Raw genomic sequence first — 19,232 nt, 5'->3', positions numbered from 1 at the left:
GACGGGAGCTTGGCAAGTCATTTCCCTGCCAACACCACCGGTGCGGGCCCAACGTGACAGGGGCATTCAGCCCCAGTCACGCGTGCGGTCAGCCCCCCATCATGCGGGCGGTCTGGATCGCCTCGATCAGCGCGGCCCGGTTGATGCGGGGGCGCTCCTCGTCCAGCAACTGCTGCCAGAGGGCGATGGCCTGGGAGTAGCGGCCGTGCAGGAAGTGATCGGAGGCGAGCAGCATCAGGGCGCTCACCTCGCCCTTGTCCTGCTTGAGCGCGCTACCCAGCAGGCGCTGCGCCTCCGGGGTCAGTTGCTGGCCCGCCTGGTAGTAGAGCACGGTGGCTTGGGCGGCCTGGGTCGCGGCGCTGGCGCCCCCTTCTTGCAGGGCGAGGCGCTGGTAGGCGAGCAAGGCGTTGTCGTACTCGTCCCGATAGAGATAGAGCTGGCCGAGCGCCGCCCAGCCGTCGAGATCGGCGGGGTTGGCTTGCAGGCGCTGGTGCAGGGCGCCCAGCTCCTTGTCCTGCAGATCCCGCGGGCTCAATCCCGCCAGCGGATCGGGGCGCGACTGATAAGCCTGCCACGCCTGATAGCGGCCGGTGCCGGCATAAATACCGACCATCAGCGCCAGCAGCAGGGCTCCAAGCAGTATCCAGGCGCGCAGCCTAAGCTGCGGACGGGCGGTGCGGTCCTTGACCAGCCGATCGCGCAGAGTTTGCTCGGCGGTTGGGGTGGCGTTGGCGAGGCGAGCCAGCTCCAGCTCCCGGTAGAGGCGGCTGTGGGGGGCAAGCCCCGCCTGCTGCTCGGCCATGATCAGCCGGTTCAGCTCGGCCCTGGGGTCGTGGGCGAGCATCCCTTCGGCTCTGTCGCCGACAAGCGGTACCCGCGCCGGTTGCCGGCGATGCAGACTCCTGCGCAGGCGATTGAGCGCCAGCAACAGCAAGAGGGCGGGGCCGCCCCACAGCAGGGCCGTGCTGCGCTTGAAGGGGGGATCGTAGCGCACGAAATCGCCGAAGCGCTCCGTCATGCGGGCGATCACCTGCTCATCAGACTGCCCCTCGTCCACCCAGCGGTAGACCTCGAGCCGCAGATCCCGGGCGATGGGGGAGTTGGACTCCACCAGGTTCTGGTTCTGGCACTGGGGGCAGCGCAGGGCGCGGGCCAGATCCTGAGCGCGAGTCTGCCGCTCGGGGTGGCGAAACTCATAGGTGTCGACCCCGCTGGCAAGGACCCCGAGGCTCAAGGCCAGCAAGAGCGGCGCGATCAGGGCGTGGCCGAGACGGCTCATGGCTTGCTCTCCTGCACTTGTCTCTCTACTTCTCTCTCCACTTCTCTCTCAACTTTGGGCTGGCTAACGGTGTTGCTGCGGGCCTTTGCAAGCAGGGGGGCAAACTGGCGTTGCCAGATCTCCCGGGTGAGCAGGCCGGTATGACGAGTCAGCAGGGTACCGTCGCCGGCGAAGAGATAGGTCTCCGGCGTGCCGTAGACGCCGAGCTCCAGTGCGAGTCGGCCATCGGGGTCCGCCAGCACGGCGCGATAGGGGTTGCCCGCCTCGGCAAGCCAGGCGCGAGCGGCATCCCCCTTGTCCCGATAGTTGAGGCCATAGAGGGGCACGGCGCTGGCCAGCTCACCCAGCAGCGGATGCTCGGCGCGGCAGTTGGGGCACCAGCTCGCCCAGACGTTGAGCACGAAGGGTTCCCCCTTGAGCGCCGCGGTGTGGATGGGAGCGCCGCCAAGCAGATCGTCACTCTGCCAGGCAGGCAGGGTGCGCCCGGCGACGGCCTCATCCTGGCTGTAGGGATTGTTGCCAAGGCCGAGCCAGAGCAGGGCACCGAGCCCCAGGGTGAGCACCAGCGGCACGAACAGGCGCAGACGGGCGTTCATAATGACTCCTGTTCAAGCCGAGGGCAGGGGGCGGTAGCTGACGCAGGATGGCTAGCCAGCAGCGGCCGGCGGGCGAGCAGGCGCAGGGCGCCGCCCGCCATCATCAACAGGCCACCGAGCCAGATCCAGCGCACCAGCGGCTTGTAGTGCAGTCGCATGGCATAGGCACCTGGCCCCATCTTTTCGCCAAGCACCACGTAGAGATCGCCGAGCATTCCCCACGCGATGCCGGGCTCGTTCATGTTCATGGTGCGCACGCTGTAGTGACGCCGTTCCGGCGTCAGCCGCGCCACCTCTTTACCGTCCTTATGCACGCCGAGAGTGATGCGCTCGGCGGTGTAGTTGGGGCCGATGATCGGCTCGTTCCCCTCATAGCGAAACTCGAAGGCGCCGAGCCGATAGGGCTGGCCTGCGGCGAGCACGGCGCCCCCCTCCTGACTGTGGTGACTCACCTGCGCAATACCGAGGGCGCACACCGCCACCCCGAGGTGGGCCAGCAGGCTGCCGAACCGATTGAGGGTGAGCTCGCGCAGCGACGTCGGCTGCAAGAGCGGGAGCAGCAGGCTGGCCATCAGCCAGAGGCTCAGCACGTTGGCCGCAAGCCCCAGCCAGCATGCCCGCAGCGGCTCGGGATAGGCGAGGCTCAGCAAGGCGCCCCCCAGCAGGCCGAGCAGGCATGGGAGCAGCACCTTGATGCGGCGCTGGGCTGCCAGATGCTGCCAGCGCAGGCGCGGCAGCTGGGTCATCAGCGCCATCAGGCAGAGGGCCAGCGGCACGAAGATGGTATTGAAATAGGGGGCGCCCACCGAGAGTGAGCCCAGATGGAGTGACTGGAACACCATGGGGTAGAAGGTACCGAGCAGCACGCTGGCGCAGGCCACGCTGAGCAGCAGGATGGCGGCGCCGAGCAGCCCCTCTTTTGACAGCAGGCCAAAGCGGGCATAGGGGGCGCGAATGTCTGCCCGCAGGGCAAACAGGGTGAGTGCGCAGGTCAATAGCAAGCCGAGCAGCAACAACAGGGTGAGGCCGCGGCTGGGGTCCACCGCAAAGGCGTGCACCGAGGTGAGCACCCCGGAGCGCACCACGAAGGTGCCGAGCAGGCTCAAGGAGAAGGTAAAGATGGAGAGCAGCAGCACGGCGTGGCCGTAAGCGCCACGCTTCTCGCACACCACCAGAGCGTGCAGCAGGGCAGTGCCGAGCAGCCAGGGCAGAAGGGAGGCATTTTCCACCGGATCCCAGAACCACCAGCCGCCCCAGCCGAGCTCGTAATAAGCCCACCAGGAGCCCAGCACGATGCCGGCAGTAAGAAACACCCAGGAGCCGAGCGCCCAGGGGCGGCTCCAGTGGGCCACGGCGCCATCGAGCCGACCCGAGTGCAGCGCCGCCATGGCGAAGGCGAAGTTGACCGCAAAGCCGACGTAACCGAGATAGAGCAGGGGCGGGTGGATGATGAGGCCGATATCCTGCAGCATGGGGTTGAGATCGCGCCCCTCCAGCGGCCCCGGGAACTGGCGGTCAAACGGGCTGGAGAAGATCAGGGTATAGAGGCCGAACAGCCCGACGATCAGCCCCATGATGGCCAGTACCCGGGTTGTGATCAGCGGATCGACCCGCTTGGAGCAAAGGGCCACCAGCGCACCCCACAGCCCCAGCGCAAAGACGAAGAACAGCATGGAACCCTCGTGGCCGCCCCACACGGCCGCCAGCTTGAAGCCAAGGGGCAGGGCGCTGTTGGCGTGCTGGGCCACATAGACCAGGGTGAAGTCATCCTGGCCAAAACAGCTGGCGAGCAGCAGCAGGGCGGCCAACAGCAGGAGCGCGACCAGGAGGGCCAGCGGTGTTGCGCAGCCCAGCAGCGGACGTGAGGCGAGCCGCAATCCCAGCCAGGGCAGCAGCCCTTGCAGCAGGGCGAGCCCGGTCGCCAGCAACAGTGAGAGATAGCCGAGCTCCGCCAGCACACAACCTCCAGTCAATCATTTGTCTATGTTATGCCGCAGCGTCTGCACCGTACCGGCGCTGGGGAATAACATCCACATTTCTGGCAACAACCAATCGCAACAACTCATCGCAACAAATAAGCGCCAGTCACCCGAGGGTGGCTGGCGCTGGTGATCATACCTTTAAACTACCGTCATCTGGCCGGCGTAGAGCACGAAGTAGCGCAGCAGCAGGATCCCCACCAGAGTCAGGCTGCAGACCAGCACCAGATAGCCGTTTTTGGCCCGCAGCGGCGCGGGGGCCAGCAGGGCCAGCAACTGGGGCAGCAGCATGCCGATGCCCACTACCCCGAGCCAGAATACCTGAGCCCAGAAGCCGCTGCCGATGGCGGCCCACATGGCTGCCTCCTTCTGGCCGCCACCGAAGTAGAGGCCGGTAAAGAAGCAGACCAGCAGCAACACCTCCACCGCCAGCACCGGCCGCTCAAAGCGGTGGACGAAGCTCACTCCCTGGCTGTGATGGTTCTCCTTGAACAGGGTGACCGCCAGCAAGATGGTGGAAGCGATGCCGGAGCTGACGCCGGAGATGAGGAACAGCACCGGCAGCACCGGGTTGTTCAACAGCGGATAGGTCTTGAGCGCCGACAGCAGAAAGCCGGTGTAGGCCCCCAAGAGCACGGCAAGCAGCAGCAAGAGCGGTGCCAGCAGCCGCTCGATGCGGGCAAGCCAGGCGATGAGATCATCCACAAAGGCGAACTTCTCTTGCAGCAGGTGACGGCGCAAGGTCTCGATCTCGGTCCGAAACACCACCGCCAGCCAGGCGAACAGCACCGCCATGTAGACCTGAAACAGCATGACCCCCATCGACATCACGGAGTCGAACTGGTAGTGGAACATCAGCTTCCAGAAGGTCCAGGGGCGGGCCAGATGGAAGATGAGGATCAGTAACCCCAGCACCACGCTCACCGGCGCCAGGATGGCGGTCGCCTTGATGATGCCGCTCTCGCTGCCGGCCCCTTTGCGGCGCAGCAGCACCGAGAGGGTGGTGGCCCCGGCAGAGATGCCGAGCAGAAAGAGATAGATGGCGATCGGCCAGTCCCACACCAGCGAGGAGAAGTGAAATGCGTCATGCAACATGATCCATTCCTCCTTCTGTTACTGCGGTAGATGGCGATCGGACAAATCCCCACACGAGTGAAGGAAAGTGAAACGCCTCTTGCATCGTCATGACTTTATCTCCCCTTTGGGCACGCGGTACATCTTGGGCGAGGTGCCGAGTGCCTGCTTGTAGCGATAGGTGGTCTCCTTCACCAGCCGTTTGGCGATGGGGCTGTCCGGGTCATCCAGATTGCCGAACACCAGCGCCTTGGTGGGGCAGGATTCCACGCAGGCCGGCTCCTTGCCCGCCGCCAGGTTGGTCTTGCGGCAAAAGTCGCACTTGTCGGCCACCTTGGTCACAGGGTTGATAAAGCGCACCTGATAGGGGCAGGCAGCCAGACAGTACATGCAGCCGACGCAGAGATCCGGGTTGACGTCGACGATGCCATCCTCCTTGCGGATATGGGAGGCACCGGTCGGGCAGACGTGCACGCAGGGGGCGTTGTCGCAGTGCTGGCAGGACTTGCGAAAGAAGTGGTACTCGGCATCGGGGAAGGTGCCGATGGGACCGGAGCGGATGATCTCGAGGCGCGAGACCCCCTCTGGCACCTGATTTACCTCCCGGCAGGCATCCATGCAGGCGGTACAGCCGATACAGGCCGTCTCGTCGTGGATCATGCCGTAGCGGACCCCGTCGATGGTCTGGCTGTGGGCGAGGGTGGTGGCAAGGGAGCGGGTGTTGGCACGAGCAGCCCCCGTCATCATGATGAGGGCCCCCGCGCTCATCCCCGCCATGAAGTGACGGCGAGAGCAGCTCATTGTGCCTCCTTGCCCGAGGTGGTGTTCGCCTTGGCCGCCTTGACGGCCTCATGCTGCTTGCTGTGGCAGTCGACGCAGAGCTTGATGCGGGACTTCTCCGGAATAGCCACCATGGGCTCCTTGGCCGGGTGCAGCTGGTGGCAGCTGGTGCAGGTGAGCTTGGTGGCGTGCACGTCGTGGGCCCAGAGCGCCTCGCGCAGCGGTTTGGGCTCGTGACAGCTCATGCAGACCCCGTTCTGCTCGGCGATGGGGTAGCTCTCGGTGCTCTGTTTGTCATTGAAGCTGTCGCTAAAGCGCATCACATCCTTGACCCCTTCCCGGTGTTTGGGGGAGGGCTGACCATGGCAGTTGGTGCAGGTGACCGGCGCCAGGTTGTTGGGGTTGGTCGCCTGGCCATGCTTGCCGTGCATGCCGTATGCCTGCTCCTTGTGGCAGTCGGTACAGGCGGCATCGGGATTGCGCAAAAACTCCACCTCGTGTGTGGCAGAGACAGGTGTGGCGGGGAGGGCCGCAGGCGCATTGGCCGCATCGGCGGCCTGGCCCTGCAGGCTGGTCAGCAGCATGGCTGCCATCAGCATCAGTCGTAAGAAATCCATTGTTAAATCACCCATAGGAAGCCTCCATCCGGCTGCGGGCCCGACACTGCGGGCCCGCATGCCTCGTCATTGTGCGAGCCGTCCGGCCGCTTTGGCCTCGGCATCCCAGGCGGGGACTGTGGTCTTGAGGAACTGGGCCTTGTCGCTGTTCATCTGCTTCATGTCCATGCCAAGAGCGGCCTGGGCCTTCTCCTTGCTGGAGATGTCAGGAATGGCGATCTCGTGGCTGATCCCCTTGGCGGCCAGCAGGCGTGCCAGCTTGGTGCGGGCGTCGGCGGCCTTGTCCAGGGCGGTTCCCAGCATGCGCAGCGCCACTTCCGGGGCGTGCATCTGCACCCCGTGGGAGGCGATGGAGAAGTCCCAGCGCCATTGGGCGTGACGGATGTCCTGCAGAATGTCCTTCATCTCGGCCTCGGTGGCGCCGGCATCCCAGGCGGCCTTGGCTTCAAAGTGGGCGTGCACCAGCTGCTTCTCGACTTTGAGCTTGATCTCGGTGACGGCATCCTTGCGCTGCTTGACCACCCCTTGCAGCATCTCCTTGCTCTGGGTGTGGCAGTTGCGGCAGGTCTGGTCGAAGCGATCGAAGGGGTTGCCTACCTTGTGATCGGTGTAGACCTTGCCCTGCTCGTTCTGCACCTTGGGCATGTGGCAGTCGACGCAGGCGACGTTGTTCTGGCCGTGAATGCCGGCGCGCCAGGTCTCGTACTCGGGGTGCTGGGCTTTGAGCATGGGGGTCTTGGAGAGGGCATGGGTCCAGTCGGCAAAGCCTATTTCATCGTAATACTGCTCCATCTGCTCCACTGTGGTGCCCTTGTCCCAGGGGAATTTCACCGCCTTGGTGGGGCCGCTGAAGTAGTACTCCACGTGGCACTGGCCGCACACTTGGGACTGCTGATCAAAGCGCCCCTGCTCCTTGAACGGCTTGCCGATGGCGGTCATGGCCCGATCGGCATAGGGACGGGAGAGGTGCAGGGCGGGTTTGCCCTCCTTGAACTCTTTCGAGGCGGTGTCGTGGCAGTCGGCGCAGCCGATGGTGTTGACTATCTCGGGTCCGCCTTTTGCCCACATCCCCTTGAAGTAGCCATCCTCACCCTTCTCGTCGATGACGCGGGCCACGTCCGGGCCTTTGCAGCTCCAGCAGGCCATGGGCAGCGGACCGTCTTCGGCGGTCTTGGGGGCGCCGGTACGCAGGGTTTCCCGCACGTCGGTCAGTGCATAGAAGTGGCCACGCGGCTTGTTGTAATCCTTGGAGAAGGGGTAGCCGGCCCAGAGCACCACCATCTGCGGATCTTCCGCCAGGGCGTCGGTGCGTTCCTTGCTCTCGCTGGTGCCTTTCCAGCTGGTGAACTGATCGGCGTGATCCTTGGCGAACAGCTCGCTGCGCGCCTCAATCTTGCCCTTGGGTTGTGCCTCGTCGGCCGCCTGTGCCCAGTCGCTGGTGCCAAGGCAGGTGGTAAGCAGCAGGGCGGCGAGGCCCAGCCTGGTCTGTCTGTTGTGTGAACTCACGATCATCACTCCCAAATCGATCTCATTGCCAAGCCTGACCGTTCCATCCTGGATGTGGGCATCAGCCCCCGCACTAGGCAGGAGCAGGCAGGCCGATTAATTGTTATTAGTGAATAAAACCCATGTATTTATGCGATTGCTCGAGCTGGATATTACCAAATGGGTAAAACGAATGATGATTTATCGGGAGCGGGATTGCGCTAGATCAATTGTCGGAGCAGGCAACAAGCGGAAATGAGATCCCGGTTAAATTATGAGGAAACTCAACTTATTGCATCATTGTTAATACGGTGCACCACGTACCCTGGCGGCCATGGCCCGCCAACCCGCGTCCCGCAAGGGAATGTGCGTCAAATGGCGCGAGCTGTATTCATTTAGGGATAGAAAATTTTTTGTGAATAGATATGCATTATTGAATTCAGGGAAGGGAGCCATGATTATCCCCTGATTGCCGGATTCAATCAGGGGGATTGCGGCGGCTGCGTCACGTTTTGCCATACTGGATCCGTCCGCGCAGGAAGGGATCCTGCCAGATCATCTTCATATGGAATCTTGTCTCGCAAGGGAAACGTTTTACGTGCAAAAAAGCGTATGGAATGGTCTGGATGGCACATTTTCTGTCGAAATTATGGGGGGATCCACCAGTGATATGTCGATAAAATAAGCGCTCACAAAATGACCCGACTTGGCACCGGGCCCGCTCAATATTTGCTGGAGGTTGTATGGCCGAGCTGCGTATCGAAAAACCCACCGTCATGACTCAACTGGAGGGAACCGTCTTCGTCATTCATGACGATGGCACCGTAGTGCGCGCCAGGGCCGGCGTCTTGTTGCAACCGGGCGACCGGATCCTGAGTGGCGAGGAAGGCAGCTACCAGCTGGCCGACACCGTCGAGCTCGCTCATCAGGAGGAGGCTGCGGCTGGAGTCGCGTCGTCCACCGCACAGCCAGTCGAGCCGACAAACGGTGGCGACAGCGAGCTGGCCGCCCTGCAGGCGGCGATCCGCGCAGGCACCGATCCCACCGCCCAGTTCGAGGCGAGCGCCGCCGGCAACCCGGCGGCAGGCGGCACGATCGGCGGCGTGGCCGGTTCCAGTTCCGGGGGCTTCGTGGTGGTCGATCGCACCAATGACGCCACCCTGGCCGAGGCTGGCTTCGACACGGATCACGCCGACATGCCCCGGGGCGATGAGCCGCTGCTGGAAGGGGAGCGGGATCTGTTTGCCGCCATCACCATCACCGAGCCACAGACCAGCGACAATATCATCAACGCCGACGAGGCGACCGGCGTCATCATCCGCGGCACCGTGGAGGATGTGGAAGTCGGCCAGCCGGTGACCGTCACCCTGCTGGATCAGGATGGCAACCGGCTCACCGTCACTACTGTGGTGCTGCCCGGTCTGGTCTGGGAGGCCAGCTTTGGCGACCTCACCGGCAAGCTGGTGGACGGCCCTCTCATCATTCAGGCCGATACCCAGGATGCCGCCGGCAACCGGGCCAGCGATCTGGGCCAGACCCTGCTCGATACCATCACCACCATCACCCTCGATCTGGCCGATGAGAGCGACACCGGCGCCAGCCAGAGCGATGATCTGACCCGCGACAATACCCCGCTGCTGCAGGGTAAGGGGGAGCCCGGCGCCACCGTTACCCTGTCCCTTGGCGGCAGCGTGCTCGCCACTCTCACCGTCGATGGCAACGGCAACTGGCAATATCAGCTGCCCGATACGCTGGCTGACGGGGCGCATGATTTTCGGGTTGATTCGGTGGATATCGCCGGCAACCGGGCCAGCGACATCCTCACCATTGAGGTCGATACCCAGGCCGCCATCGACATCGATGATCTCGACGCGGCAGCTCTTTTTGGCAACGGCAATGCCACCCTGAGCGGCACCACCGCCAATGTGGAAGCGGGTCAGAGCGTGACCATCACCCTGGTTGGCAGCAACGGGCAGGCGCTGCTCACTACCTCCGCCCTGGTGGGGGCCGATGGCCGCTGGCAGGTATCAGGTCTTGATCTCTCTGGCATCACGCAATCTTTTGAGGTGCGCGCCAGCGTCACCGATCTGGCGGGTAACTCGGCCTTGGACGGGGCGCCGCTGATCGGCCAGAGCGAGACGCTCACGCTGTCCGAAGCCGGGCTGGCCGATGGCCCGGTCACGGCGACCGGCAGCCTCAATACCGGTGCCGGCATCGATGGCAATCTGCAGGTCACCTTCGCCGCTGACCAGAGTGCATTGGCAGGGCTGGGGCTTGCCAGCCAGGGCGCGCCGCTTGGCTACTCCATGAATGGCCAGACCCTGACCGCCACTGCCGGTGGGGCGACTGTCTTCACCCTGACCCTTGGCAATGACGGCAGCTATCGCATCGTCTGGAGTCAGAGCCTGGATCACGGCCAGGATACCCTGCGTCTGCCGTTCAACCTCGAATACCGCGACAGCGACGGTGATCTGGTGACAGCGCCGCTGGTGATCAATCTGCTGGACAGCAATCCGCCGAGCTTCGAGATCCCGGCCATTACCCTCATCGAGGATGCCTTTACCAACGGCGCCGCCGTGGTAGGGGAGAGCCGCTTCGTGGTTGGCCACACCGCCGATCCCTTGCTGGCCGATTCGCTGGTGTTCAGCAATCAGAGCGACACCCTGGCGACCCTCAATGGCTTGGGCCTGGCCAGCGATGGTCATTCGCTTGTCTTCGAATTTGCCGATGATCGCACCCTGCTGGGCTACTACTTCGACAACAATGGTCAGCGGGTTGAGGTGTTGCGCGCCCAGCTGCTGGCCGAACAGCAGGGCAGCGATGTGGGCGGCCGGGTGGTTATTACCCTCACCGGCTCGCTCGATCATCAGGGCAGCGACAGCCTCTCGCTGGGGTTGCAGGTAAGCGCCAACGAGATTGATGGCGACACCACCAGTGCCAACCTGACTCTGACCATCGACGACGGCAGGGATCCTTCGCTCGGTCTCGACAAGGGAGTCTCGCTGCAAGAGGGGGGCAACCAGCGCATCGATGGTCAGCTGCCGGTCACGGTGGGCAGCGATCGCCTGGTCTCTCTCACTTGTGAGGCGAGCCAGCCAGCGCTGGCAGGGCTCACCAGCGGCGGCAAGCCGACCAGCTATCAGGTGAACGGCAATCTCCTCACCCTGCTGGACGCAGAGGGCAAGGGCATCCTGACCGTCACCCTGGATCTCGATGGCAAGTACCATCTTGAGCTCAAAGGCGTGCTGGATCAGCCGGTGGCCACCGACAGCATCAAGCTGGGCCTGCAGGTAGTGGGCCGCGATTTTGACGGGGACCAGAGCAACCTCGGCACCCTCAACATCACCATCATCGACGGTGTCTTGCCGCAAGTTGACCCTGTTTCCCTGACCCTCACCGAAGACAGCGACTGGCAGCTGGGCCAGACCCTTGGCGGCGAGCTCGCCATCACCGCGGGCAGCGACCCGCTGGTGAGCATCGCGTTTGATGCCAGCCAGCCGGGCCTGCAGGGGCTCAGTTCGGGCCAGCAGAGCGTGACGATCACGGTGGCCGATCACCTCATCGAGGGGCGTACCCCCGATGGCAAGCTGGTGTTTGAGCTGACCCTCGGCAACGATGGCAAGTACAGCTTTGCCCTGCATCAACCGCTGGATCAGGGCAGTGCAGATGCGCTGCTGACGGCGGGGCTGACCCTGACCGACAGCGACGGTGACAAGGTGGCCACGACCATCACGGTGGCGGTAGGGGATGGCGCCAACCCGACCATCTCCGCCGTGACCGGCACCGCGATCACCGAGATGGCGCAAGGGGAGGCCGCTGCGGTCAGTACCATGAGCTTCGTGGTGACCCACGGCAGCGACGCCCTCGACCCTGCCTCCCTCGGTTTTGATATCGCCTTCATCCAGAGCACCCTGACCGGATTCGCCAGCCATGGCAGCCCGATCAGTTTCTCTCTCGATGGCAACGGCCAGCTGGTCGGCACCACGGCAGATGGTCGCGAGATCCTGCGCGCCGAGCTGAGCCTGGTCGAGCAAAGCGGCAACTGGAGCGTGAGCGCCAGGGTGACCCTGACGGGTGAGCTGGATCATCAAGGGAGCGAGTCCCTCAACCTGCCGCTGGCCATCACCCTGGCCGACATGGATGGCGATCGCATCGGTACCACGCTGCCGCTCACCATCGCGGATGGCAAGGCACCGAGCTTTATCCCGGGCACTGGCGTGACCCTCGATGAAGGGGGGCTCACCGGCAGCAACAGCCTGAGCCAAACCGGTCACTTTGACGTGCAAGCCGGGTCGGATCGGGTCATCGATGTGGCCTTTGCGGATGCTAACGAACAACCTGCGCTGACCGCATTGGGTAAACCCGTGCAATACGAGCTGGTTGATGGCAACAGCGCCATTCCCGGCAGCCAGCTGCTCAAGGGCTTTGTGATGGTGGATGGCGAGCGGGTCGAGGTGTTTGAGGTACGGCTGGTCGGCACGCTGGATCAGGCGAGCAAGAACGGTTTTGACTATCAGGTGACCCTCTATCAGGGGATCCATCAGGGCGCCAGCGCGGTGACCGAGCTGCCCATCAAGGTGATCGTCAACGACTACGACAAGGCGGGCGGCAACAACGACAGCACCAGCGGCACCCTCGCTATCCAGATTGGCGAGGGGGAGAAACCGATGCTGACGCTGACCGGCGTGACCCTCGGTGAAGGGCGCTTCGATGGCGTCGGCAGCAGTGGTGATACCGGCACGATCACCATCACCGCCGATTCCGACCCCGTGGTCGATGTGCGTCTGGCCTTTGCGGGCCAGGTAGTGGATGCCAACGGCAACCCCATCACCCACAATGGCGAGGCCTTGACCTGGCAGGCGGTGGGCAGCGATGGCCACAGTTTCCAGGCGGTCACGGCCGGCGGCCTGGTGGTGATGACGGTGACTCTGGGGCTGGTGCCGGCGACCATAGGCGCTCATGCCAGCGCGACCATCGACTATCAGGTGACGGTGCATACCAACCTGGATCACGGCGCCGATGACCAGCTTGAGCTGACACTGCCGGTGCAGGTCACCGACAGCGACGGCAGCCAGAGCCAGGGCGCCACCACCATCAGGGTGACGGATGGCGTGGATCCCGTCATCTCGGCCATCGACGCGGTTGCAGTGAAAGAGTCTGCCCTCGATGGCGCTGCCGACCAGCATCCGGGCACCATGCCCTCCGATCGGGGTGAAACCGCCAGCGGCAAGGTGACCATCAGCGCCGGTTCGGATCGGGTTGCCTCCCTTGAGCTCGACGTGGCCGCCTTCAATCAGGCCAATCAGCTGACTTCCAACGGTCAGGCAGTGACGCTGGCCGCCCACAGCCCGGACTGGTATCTGGCCACGGCAGAGGGTGGCAAGGCAGTGTTCTGGATCCACCTCGACGTCAGCGGCAGCTATAGCGTCTATCTGGTGGGGCAGCTCGATCACGGCGCGCAGGGTAGAGATGATCTTGCCATCGAGGTGCCGCTCTTTGTCACCGATCACGATGGCGATCGCAGCCCCAATGTCAGCGTGACCGTGACGGTGCAAGATGACATGCCCATTGGCACCGTGCTGGCGCATACCCTGAACGAGGGGAGCGCCACCGTCAGTGGCGATCTGTTGCCGGCCGCCAATGAAGGGGCTGATGGCGCCCGGGTTGAGTCGATCACCATCAATGGCCAGACCCATGCCGTCAATGGCTCCCTCACCCGGGATGTGATGAGTCCGGATGGCAAGCAGGTGATGGGCTCTCTCACCATCTCGGCCGATGGCAGCTACCGTTTCACCCCGGCACCCGGCTTTGATCACGACAATGCCGAGCTGAGTCAGATCATCACCGCCCATCTGGTGGATGGCGACGGTGATCGCGCCGACAGCACCCTGACCCTTCATCTGCGGGACGAGCCGGTGAGCTTCACCGTCACTGTGGCTACCGGCAATGAAGATCAGGGGGCGCAAGATCCGGCCGCCGGCATCCCCATCAACATGCAGCTCGATATCGGCGATTTCGACCGGGGCGAGCATGTGGAGCAGCTCCTTGTTCAGGCGCCGGCCAATGCCCATGGCACCTTCTATTACAACGGGGTTGCCCTTGCCACCACCGCGGATGGCAACTGGTTTATCGTCCCGCCTGCGGCCATGGTGACCAGCGATAACGTGCATTACCGCACCCAGGGGGTGACCTTTGTACCGGATGCCAACTGGTCTAGCTGGAGCAACCAGGGCCAGCCGCTGCACTTCCAGGTGCAGTTGCAGGTGGGGGTGACCGAGGGGGATGCCCCTGCGGCGGTCACCGGCGATCTTGCCATCACGGTACGCGGCGTGGCCGACAAGCCGGTGTGGGACGCAGGTCACACCAGCAAGCACTACGACACCAGCGAGGACAGCAGTGGCATTGCCCTCAATGTGAAGGCGGGCCTCACCGATACGGATGGCTCCGAGACCCTGACCTACCAGATCAAGTGGGAGGCGGGCAAGGGTACGCTCATGCTCAACGGAACTGAACTCAAGCCAAACGCCAGCGGGCTCTACAGTGTCTCGGCCGCCAACATCAACAAGGTGAGCGTGGTCCCGGCCAAGGACTTCAGCGGCGACATCAAGCTGTCGGTGACCCCGATCAGCACGGAGAAGACCCCGGTAGCACCGGGGCAGGGAACGGCGCAGGGAGAGAAGATTGAGCTGGTGATCAACGTCAATCCGCAGGCGGATGACGCCAAACTCACCGTGCGCGACATTCAGGGCAAAGAGGATACCCTGCTGGATCTGGGCAGCAAGATTGGTCTGGCCCACCTGGGTGACACCACCGATGGCTCCGAGCAGCTCTTTGTGCGCATCAGCGGCCTGCCCGCCGGGGCAACGCTGCTGTTGGGCGGCGTTGCCGTCAGCCAGCACGCTGCCGGCTATTACGAGGTGCCCTTTGAGCGCATCAACGAACTCAAGCTGCAGCCGCCCAAAAACAGCAACGTCGATTTCGACCTGACCATCAAGGGTGTGGTGAAGGATAGCGCCACCCTGACCGATGCCAATGGCCAGCCCCATGTCGTGGTAAACGAGAAGGAGACCGGCTCCCAGACCCTGCATGTGGATCTGGTGGGGGTGGTGGACCAGCCCCATTTCGACCTCAATACCTCCGGCTGGACCGCCGATGGCAATGGCTACACCACCACGGTTCAGGAGGATGGCCGGGCCCCGCTGGACTTCAAGCTGACTTCCGGGGAGTGGACCGACACACCGCTGGATCATTCGGAAACCTTGAACCTGGTGCTGGAAGGGCTACCGGAAGGGGCCCGGGTATTTGATGCCAGCGGCAAGGCGTTGACCCTCACTTATGCCGGGCTCGACGGCAAGGGCAACCCCCTCTATCAGGTGGATGTCTCCAGCCTTGGCAACCTGCAGATCCAGCCGCCGGCCAACAGCACCGCCGATATTCACCTCATCGGCCACGTGGTGGTGACCGAAAACGACGGCGACAGCAAGCGCTTCGACGTGCCGCTTACCATCAAGGTGGAGCCGGCCATCGATGCCACCGACTACGCCAAGACCAGCCAGGGTCTGGAAGATGCGTTTACCGTGCTGGACTGGCAGCCAACCCTCACCGATGGCGCCGAAAAGGTCACGGCGCTGAGCCTCTCCGGGGTGGAAGATGGTTACCAGATCTGGCTGCGCGCTGGCGGCGTGGAGAGCCAGCTGACCGTGCTGGATGGCAAGCTCAGCCTGACCGCCGCCCAGCTCGACAGCCTGCTCAACGGGGGCCAATTGCTGGTGAAGGCGCTGGAGGACAGCGATCGGGATACCACTCTCCAGAGCCACGTCACCGTGACCCAGCATGATGTGGATTCGGGGGCGGTGGCCGAGAAGGTGATCGACGGCAATCTGCACGTCGATATCCAGGCGGTGGTGGAGCCCGATGGCGTGCTGACCCAGACCGGCGGGGCACTCGTGGGGTTGGGGGGGGCCGATATCGATCTGGCAGGGCGTTTCCTCTTTACCGATCTCGACCCCTCCAGTGTGGAGGAGATCGACTATCTGGTGATCAATCTGCCGGTGCTGAACGGCGGCGCAGGGGATCAGTTCGTGGTGATTGGCGGCATCAACAACGGTGATGGCAGCTGGATCGTACCGGCCGGCAATCTCGGCAGCTTCCAGCTGCATGCGCCGGACGGGTTTGTCGGCAAGGTCGAACCGATCCGCATCGATGCCATGGTGATCGACCGGGGCGACGATGGCGATGCCAGTGCCCATGTCAAGGTGAGCCTCACCACGGAGGCGACCTTCGAGGCGACGCCGACGACCAACAAGGAGCCGGCGGCGACTGTCGATATCGACGACCACGCCGTGCTGGTGGGCAAGGAGGATATCCGGGTCGATTTCGGCGCCCAACTCAAGGGGGTGATCCACATAGGCGCCGCCGATCAGGCCAGCGACGAGGTGACCATCGTCCTCAAGGGGTTGCCGGCGGGCGTCACCATCAGCGGGGCCGAGTACAACATCTCGACCGGTGAGTACGTCATCAAGGTGCCGCCGTCACTGGCGGGCCTGGAGGGGCTGACCCTCGGTTTGCCGCAGGACTTTGCCGGTTCGCTCGATATCGAGGTGAAGGTGGTCAACACGGATACCGCCAGTGGCGACATCAAGGTCGACAGCAGCACGGTACGGGTCGATGTGGCCCCCGTGGTCGATGTGAATGGTGGTGCTGACGGCCACCCGGAACTGACGCTGACCGTGCAGGACACCAACCATGACGGACAGCCGGACAATCTGGAAGACAGCGAGATCCACCTCGATCTCTCGGTGAAACTGGCCGATATCAGCCCCTCCATCGCGGGCGGTGGCCTGGAAACCGTGGAGCGGGTCACCATCACGGTGGATGCCAAATATGGCTCTTTCCTCGATGGCAACGGCCAGCCGGTCAATACCCTGATCGTGAACGACATGGCGGCACTTAAAGATCTGGTGTTTGTGCCCAAGGCGCACTTCAGCGGTCAGGTGCCGCTCGGCATCAAAGTCGATATCGTCGATACCGCGCTGGTCGGTGGCCAGCTGGTGACCGACAGCGGCAGCTGGAGCGGGCAGGTCGGCTTTGAGGTGAGACCGGTCAACGATCCGGCTGTGTTCACGCTGCACGACGTGGCGGGCGACGAGGATGGTGCCATCAGCCTGGCTGGCTTTGGTGCCGCCCTCATCGACAACGATGGCTCCGAGCAGATAGTGGCGCTGCAGATCAAGGGGGTGCCGGATGGTTTCACCCTCTCGGCTCCGGCGGTCAACAATGGCGGTGGTGTCTGGCAGGTCCCCGTGGGCACCGATTTTGCCAAGCTGACCCTGATCCCGCCGGCCGATTTCAGCGGCAGCGTGGATCTGTCACTCAGCGCCTTTACCCTCGATCAGGGGCTGGTGCTGCCGCTTGAAACCAGCGGCAGCTTCACCGTGACCGTCAATCCGGTGGGGGATGCGCTCATCAGCGATCTGCTGCCCACCGCCAGCGGGGTGGAGGGCGACAGGATCCTGCTCAATCTGGGGCTGGAGACCCGCGATACCCACGCCACCGGCGGAAGCGCGAGCAATGTGCATGAAAATGGCGCCGAGCAGGTGCGGGTGACCATCCGCAACGTGCCGGAAGGGGCCTCCATCGCGCTGCCTGACGGAGTGGCCGGTGAGGCCATCAGATTGCCGAACGGCGACTGGCAGGTGACCACGGTGGACGGCAACCTGGCAAATCTGGTGCTGGTGACAAACGACGTCAATGGCACCCTCACACTCGAGGTGATCGCCCAGAGCCTGGACAACGGCGCGCTGGGGCCCGAGGTGAAGGGCAGCATCGATGTCACCATAGCGGCGGTCAACGACGCGCCCGAGAACATTCTACCCACAGTGCCGCTGGTGGCCGAAGAGGATGTGCCTTACCGCATTGATGGTCTGCAGGTCAAGGATGTGGATGCGGGCAACAGCACCATCGAAGTGCGCCTCTCGGTAGCGCACGGCACCCTCACTCTGGCGGATGGCAGCGGGGTGACCCTGACCGGCAACGGTACGGGCTCGCTGGTACTGAGCGGCTCGCTCGATGCCATCAATGCATTGCTGGCGGGCGGCGTGACCTATCTGGGTGAGCAGGACTTCAACGGCCAGGATCAGCTCACCATGGTGACCAATGATCGCGGCAACTCCGGCAGCGGCGGCCCCTTGAGCGACACTGACGTGGTGCCCATCGAGGTGTTGCCGGTCAACGATGCGCCGGTCAATCAGCTGCCCGGCAGCATGGCGGTGAAAGAGGATGGCTCTCTGTCGCTATCCGGCATCAGCGTGAAGGATGTGGATGCCGGCAGTGCGCCCATGGCCATGGTGCTGCGGGTCGAGCACGGGGTGCTGACCCTGCTGGGGGCGGCGGGCGCGGTCTCGGTACAGGGGGCGGGCAGCAACGAGATGACCCTGGTGGGATCGCTGGCCGACCTCAACCAGCTGCTGGCCGGCAACCTGCACTATGAACCGGCCAGGGATTTCTGGGGCGAGGACAACCTCACCATCACCACCTCGGATCAGGGCAACAGCGGTGCAGGCGGGCCCTTGAGCGACACCGACCAGGTGACCATCACGGTGACGGCCGAACCGGATCTGCCGAGCCTGACGGTGGGGATGCACGAGATCCATGCCCTGCAGGGCGCCATGGTGCCCCTCAATCTGACCGCCAGCGTGGTGAACCCGGCACCGGGCGAGCTGTCGCTGCGCATCAGCGGCCTGGCGGGGGCCCAGGTGCTGGATGAGCAGGGGCAGCCGGTCGGCCATGCCGACGGCAACGGTGACTGGCTCATTCCGGGTGGTCACTCGCTGCCGCTCTACCTGGACGGTCTGACGGCGGGAGACCATGTGCTGGGGCTGAGCGCCGAGTCGAGTACAGGGGGGGCCACCATCAGCTCTCCTCTCGATACCGTGACCATCCATACCCAGGCCGGTCATACGTTGCTGGGGTCGGATCAGGGAGATTGGTTGTTTGGCAGCGCGGGGGATGATCGTCTGCTGGGTGGCAAGGGTGACGACATCCTCACCGGCGGCGCCGGCAGCGATCTCTTCGTCTGGCAGCAGGGGGATGCGGGGAGCGCGGGCCAGCCCGCCATCGACACCATCACCGACTTCCATCCGGAAGAGGGGGACAGGATCGATCTGGCGGACCTGCTCAAGGGGGTGACCGACAGCAGCGTGGACGGCCTGCTGGGCCACCTGCAGGCGTCGGTGACCAGCGTGAGCAACGGCCTGAGCGACGTGAACCTCTCGGTGTCACCGGCAGGGGATGGCCAGGTGACCCAGCAGATCACCCTGAAAGGGGTGGACTTGAGCAGCTGGCAGCTTGGCGGTACCTCGTCCCACGACATCCTGCAGAGCATGCTGGATCAGCACAGCCTGATCATCCAGCACCCTTGATG

The 19,232-nt window shown here is 63.9% G+C and carries 9 protein-coding genes; 1 reads left to right on the top strand and 8 read right to left on the bottom strand.

What is annotated here, in order from left to right:
- Positions 1 to 88 precede the first annotated feature (88 nt).
- The 8 genes from nrfF to ACB032_RS14640 form a co-directional block, all read right to left on the bottom strand.
- Positions 89 to 1,279, bottom strand: coding sequence for a heme lyase NrfEFG subunit NrfF (gene nrfF / locus ACB032_RS14675; RefSeq protein WP_371138189.1), 1,191 nt, complete (start codon positions 1,277 to 1,279; stop codon positions 89 to 91).
- The gene (locus ACB032_RS14670) at positions 1,276 to 1,875 is read right to left on the bottom strand and encodes a DsbE family thiol:disulfide interchange protein (RefSeq protein WP_371138188.1); all 600 of its coding nucleotides are present in this window, start codon (positions 1,873 to 1,875) and stop codon (positions 1,276 to 1,278) included. The genes nrfF and ACB032_RS14670 overlap by 4 nt, the downstream gene beginning before the upstream one ends.
- Entirely contained in the window at positions 1,872 to 3,833 is a 1,962-nt protein-coding gene (gene nrfE / locus ACB032_RS14665; protein WP_371138187.1) for a heme lyase NrfEFG subunit NrfE, read from the bottom strand. The genes ACB032_RS14670 and nrfE overlap by 4 nt, the downstream gene beginning before the upstream one ends.
- 162 nt (positions 3,834 to 3,995) lie before the next feature.
- Positions 3,996 to 4,949, bottom strand: a complete 954-nt coding sequence (gene nrfD / locus ACB032_RS14660) for a cytochrome c nitrite reductase subunit NrfD (RefSeq protein ID WP_268038761.1) — start codon at positions 4,947 to 4,949, stop codon at positions 3,996 to 3,998.
- Positions 4,950 to 5,036: 87 nt separating this feature from the next.
- Positions 5,037 to 5,729 (bottom strand): cytochrome c nitrite reductase Fe-S protein, encoded by a 693-nt coding sequence (gene nrfC / locus ACB032_RS14655; RefSeq protein WP_016350544.1) that lies wholly within the window; start codon positions 5,727 to 5,729, stop codon positions 5,037 to 5,039.
- Positions 5,726 to 6,340 (bottom strand): cytochrome c nitrite reductase pentaheme subunit, encoded by a 615-nt coding sequence (gene nrfB, locus ACB032_RS14650; protein ID WP_045789974.1) that lies wholly within the window; start codon positions 6,338 to 6,340, stop codon positions 5,726 to 5,728. Before nrfB ends, nrfC begins: the two co-directional genes overlap by 4 nt.
- Before the next feature lie 51 nt (positions 6,341 to 6,391).
- Positions 6,392 to 7,837: an ammonia-forming nitrite reductase cytochrome c552 subunit gene (gene nrfA / locus ACB032_RS14645; protein WP_371138186.1), complete on the bottom strand. Its 1,446-nt coding sequence runs from the start codon at positions 7,835 to 7,837 to the stop codon at positions 6,392 to 6,394.
- Between the two features lie 276 nt (positions 7,838 to 8,113).
- Complete coding sequence (locus ACB032_RS14640; protein WP_371138185.1) at positions 8,114 to 8,329, bottom strand: hypothetical protein; 216 nt, start codon at positions 8,327 to 8,329, stop codon at positions 8,114 to 8,116.
- 224 nt (positions 8,330 to 8,553) lie between these two features.
- Between ACB032_RS14640 and ACB032_RS14635 the strand changes: the two genes are divergently transcribed.
- Positions 8,554 to 19,230, top strand: coding sequence for a retention module-containing protein (locus ACB032_RS14635; RefSeq protein ID WP_371138184.1), 10,677 nt, complete (start codon positions 8,554 to 8,556; stop codon positions 19,228 to 19,230).
- Positions 19,231 to 19,232 lie beyond the last annotated feature (2 nt).

It is taken from the genome of Aeromonas sp. S5(2024), assembly GCF_041403025.1.
GTDB lineage: Bacteria > Pseudomonadota > Gammaproteobacteria > Enterobacterales > Aeromonadaceae > Aeromonas > Aeromonas hydrophila.
The sequence above is the reverse complement of the archived record's forward strand: the minus strand, read 5'-3'. Positions and strand labels throughout refer to the sequence as shown.

Coding starts and splice junctions, on each gene's coding strand:
- ACB032_RS14640 (WP_371138185.1), bottom strand. CDS start 8,329: ATGGCAAAACGTGACGCAGCCGCCGCAATCCCCCTGATTGAATCCGGC.
- ACB032_RS14635 (WP_371138184.1), top strand. CDS start 8,554: ATGGCCGAGCTGCGTATCGAAAAACCCACCGTCATGACTCAACTGGAG.
- nrfD (WP_268038761.1), bottom strand. CDS start 4,949: ATGTTGCATGACGCATTTCACTTCTCCTCGCTGGTGTGGGACTGGCCG.
- nrfF (WP_371138189.1), bottom strand. CDS start 1,279: ATGAGCCGTCTCGGCCACGCCCTGATCGCGCCGCTCTTGCTGGCCTTG.
- nrfA (WP_371138186.1), bottom strand. CDS start 7,837: ATGATCGTGAGTTCACACAACAGACAGACCAGGCTGGGCCTCGCCGCC.
- ACB032_RS14670 (WP_371138188.1), bottom strand. CDS start 1,875: ATGAACGCCCGTCTGCGCCTGTTCGTGCCGCTGGTGCTCACCCTGGGG.
- nrfB (WP_045789974.1), bottom strand. CDS start 6,340: ATGGGTGATTTAACAATGGATTTCTTACGACTGATGCTGATGGCAGCC.
- nrfC (WP_016350544.1), bottom strand. CDS start 5,729: ATGAGCTGCTCTCGCCGTCACTTCATGGCGGGGATGAGCGCGGGGGCC.